General features: G+C 68.2%; 3 protein-coding genes. 1 reads left to right on the forward strand and 2 read right to left on the reverse strand.

Annotation, left to right across the window (positions count from 1 at the left end; all coding sequences use genetic code 11):
- Positions 1-354: 354 nt before the first annotated feature.
- On the reverse strand, positions 355-1,668 hold the full coding sequence (locus ACQR1D_RS31850) for an SCP2 sterol-binding domain-containing protein (RefSeq protein WP_434894285.1): 1,314 nt from the start codon (positions 1,666-1,668) through the stop codon (positions 355-357).
- A gap of 33 nt (positions 1,669-1,701) precedes the next feature.
- Complete coding sequence (locus ACQR1D_RS31855; protein ID WP_316236648.1) at positions 1,702-2,520, reverse strand: SDR family NAD(P)-dependent oxidoreductase; 819 nt, start codon at positions 2,518-2,520, stop codon at positions 1,702-1,704.
- Positions 2,521-2,613: 93 nt separating this feature from the next.
- On the opposite strand from ACQR1D_RS31855, the gene ACQR1D_RS31860 reads away from it, so the two are divergent.
- A complete protein-coding gene (locus ACQR1D_RS31860; protein WP_315800311.1) occupies positions 2,614-3,192 on the forward strand; it encodes a TetR/AcrR family transcriptional regulator in 579 nt (192 codons plus the stop codon).
- Positions 3,193-3,314: the final 122 nt, after the last annotated feature.

Genomic DNA, 3,314 nt, shown 5'->3' on the forward strand with positions numbered 1-3,314 from the left:
CCCTCGGGCGTCCAGCCCAGGCGCTGCTGTGTCAGGGTGCTGGAGGCCGGCATGTCCAGGCCCGCGAACATCGCCAGCGGCCCGTAGTAGTCACCAGCCTCCTCCTTTCTGATCGAGACGACCGGCACGTTCAGCGCGCGGCCGACCGCCTCGATGACCTCGCGCATGGGGACGCCCTCCTCGCCGTCGGCGTGGTAGATCGCGTCGGCCGCACCCTTCTCCAGGGCGAGCCGGTAGAGGCGGACGACATCCGATCGATGCGCCGCGGCCCAGCGCTCGGCAAGCCGGTAAAGTCACAAATTCGGTGACAGTGCATAAAACTCTCCGCGCCAAGGGCCCGAGTCCCGGTTGACGCTACGATGGAAAGCACTTGCCGAACGCCGCCATCAGGCGGACCGGGCCTTTCAGCCGCAGCGAGCGGGTGAGGACCAGGCGTGCGACCGAGATCTCCTTGGCGAGGAAGCGCAGCCACGCCTTGGCGTCGGCGGTGATGCGGAGGTCGGCCTTGCCGACATGGCCCGGCTGCACGGTCAGCCGGCGGTCGCGGATGGTGACGGTGGCTTCGGCCGTCTCTTGGCCGGTGAAGGTGAAGTGATAGATCGCATCCAGGCCTTTGGACTTGCCGGGCTGAAAGGTCAGCGGCATGCCCTGGAGGAAGCCGCGGATCGAGGTCGCACGGACGCTCGCCCGCACGAAGCGGATCGTCTTGTGCTGAAAGCGCCGCGCGACGTAGTCGGCGGCGTCGCTGCCGGGCACGACATAGACCGGCTCGGTCCTGCGCGTCAGCGGCTCCAGCACGTCTGCGACGTGCTGCTTGCGGTCGGCGAGATAGGGGCCGATGACGTCGTGGCCGGCGGGGCAGACGGCGAGGCAATAGGCGGCGTTGTAGTTCGGCCCGTAGGACAGACTCTGCCAGCGCGTTACCGTCTCGGCGTAGCTCACGCGGCTGCGGAGATCGTTGGCCGAGCGCGACTCGGCGATGTCCTCGACGAAGTTGACGAAGCCGCCCATGAATTGCTGATAATTGTGGGTGAGGCAGGCGGAGAAGTCGAAGGCTCCGTCGGGCTTGATCGCCCCGACCGGACAGGCGGCGACGCACAGCTTGCATTCGAGGCATGGATTGTGGTCGAGCGGAGCAGCGACCGCATCGACCTCGGCAGCGATCAACACCGTGCCGAGCAGGATGAAGCTGCCGAAGCGCGGATGGATGACGCTGCGATGGATACCCATGCGGCCGAGCCCGGCGGCCTCGGCGGCGCGCTTGTGCGACACGATCCAGCCGCGCTCCGGAAAACGGTCCATCTCCATCGGAAACGCCATCGCCGGATTGAGCGCGCGGATGCCGCGGTCCTCCAGCACGCGGACGATGCCGCGCGCGACCTCGTCGATGTGGTCGCCCGACCGGTGAAATTCGAGATTGGCGACCGAGCGCGCCGGCGAGCGGACCGGCTCGCGATGCATCCGTCCGACCAGCACCAAGAGCGTGCGCGTCTTGGGAAAGGCTGCGAGAATATGCGGCCGATCCTCGGCAAGGCTGGGATCGTCGATCGAGGCAAGGCCGCAATCATCGGCGCCGCAGGTGCGCGCAAGATCGAGCAGTTCCGATGCCGAAAGCCGCGACGGCGGAGGCGATGGGACGGCGACGGGGGACGGCGTGTCGGTCATCATGGCAGCGCACTCCGGGCTTCGGGAAGGATCGGCTCACGCCGCCTGCGTCATGCCGGCCATCACGCGTGCCAGCATCGCGGCACGGGCCGAGCGCGGCAGCAGCATCAGGCTCGCCTCCAGGGCCTTGGCGAGGAAGCCGGGCCGCACCGTGGTGCGCCGTCCGAGCATGTTGAGCGTGCCGACGGCGACCTCGTCCGGTGTCTGGCCGCTGCGGATCGTCATGTGGGCGCGCTGGCCGAAGCCGCTCATCACCGGCCCCGGCGCCGAGGCCAGCACGTCGACGCCGAACGGCTTGAGCTCCGGCGCGAGACCTTCGGCGAGACTCTGCACGAAGGCCTTGGTCGCCGCGTAGTTGGCGACGCGCGCCACGCCCTGGAAGGCGACGAGCGAGCTCATCAGCACGATGCCGCCGCGCCGGCGCGCGGCGAAGCGGCGCCCGAACAGATGCGTGAGCTGCGCCAGCGCGCGGCAATTGACGTCGATCATGTTCAGCTCGGCTGCGAGATCGCCGTCGACGAACGGCCCCGAAGTGCCGAAGCCGGCGGCCGCGACCAGCAGGCCGACATCGATATCAGCGGTCTCTCGCGCGATCCGGTCGACATCGTCCGGCACCGAGAGATCGGCTGTGATCACGACCGGGCGGATGGGCGTGCGCGGTTCGAGCTCAGCGGCGAGCGCCTCCAGCACGGCGCGGCGCCGCGCGACCAGTACGAGGCCGAAGCCGGCCTCCGCCAGCCGCATAGCCACCGCGCGGCCGATCCCATCGGAGGCGCCGGTCACGACCGCATAGGTGCCATAGGCCCGGCGGAGGCGCTCGGCCTCGGTCAGGGGACGCAGGGATGGGCTGGTCATGGTCAGCTCCTATTTAGATTTCGATCGAACTCTAATTGCAAAGATGTCGAACGACCGCTAAATTGTCAAGCGACACGAGACAGGTTCGATCACATGCGCAAGACCAGGGAACAAACCGCTGAGAGCAAAGCGAAAATCGTCGATACGGCGGCGCGCCTGCTGCGCGAGCGCGGAGTCGCGGGGGCCAGCATCGCTGACGTGATGGCCGCCGCCGGCATGACGCAGGGTGGCTTCTACCGGCACTTCGCGTCGAAGAACGACATGCTCGCTGCCGCCACGCGGCACGCCTTCGCCGCGATGGCCGGCGGCATCGACCGCGACATGGACACAGGCGGCGCCGAAGCGGCGCTCGCCGCCTACGTGGCGCGCTACCTGTCGCGCGAGCACATCGCCCATCCCGGGATGGGCTGTCCCGCGGCGGGCTTCGGTGCCGACGCCGGGCGCATGCCGGACGTGCTCGGCACGGAATTCACCGTCGGCGCCGAGCAGTTGATCACGCGCGTTGCAGCCGGCCTGATTGCGCGCGGCGTTGCAGAGCATGACGCGCGCGCGGAAGCGATCCGCACACTGACGATGCTGATCGGTACTGTCGTCATGGCCCGCGCGCTCGGCGCCTCGCCGCTACAGGACGAAGTCATCGCGGCCGCGACGGCGGCGCTTGCAACGGATTGAACTCGACTGCGCAACTCCGGTGACAAGCATGAAATTTGAGACGATCCGCTCCAGGCAATCCTTCAACTCCGAGAGCTCGGCTTGAAGTAGTCCGGCTGGCCGATGTCGGCGATCAGGCCGAT

Source organism: Bradyrhizobium sp. HKCCYLRH2047 (genome assembly GCF_051168175.1).
In the GTDB taxonomy this organism is placed as follows: domain Bacteria; phylum Pseudomonadota; class Alphaproteobacteria; order Rhizobiales; family Xanthobacteraceae; genus Bradyrhizobium.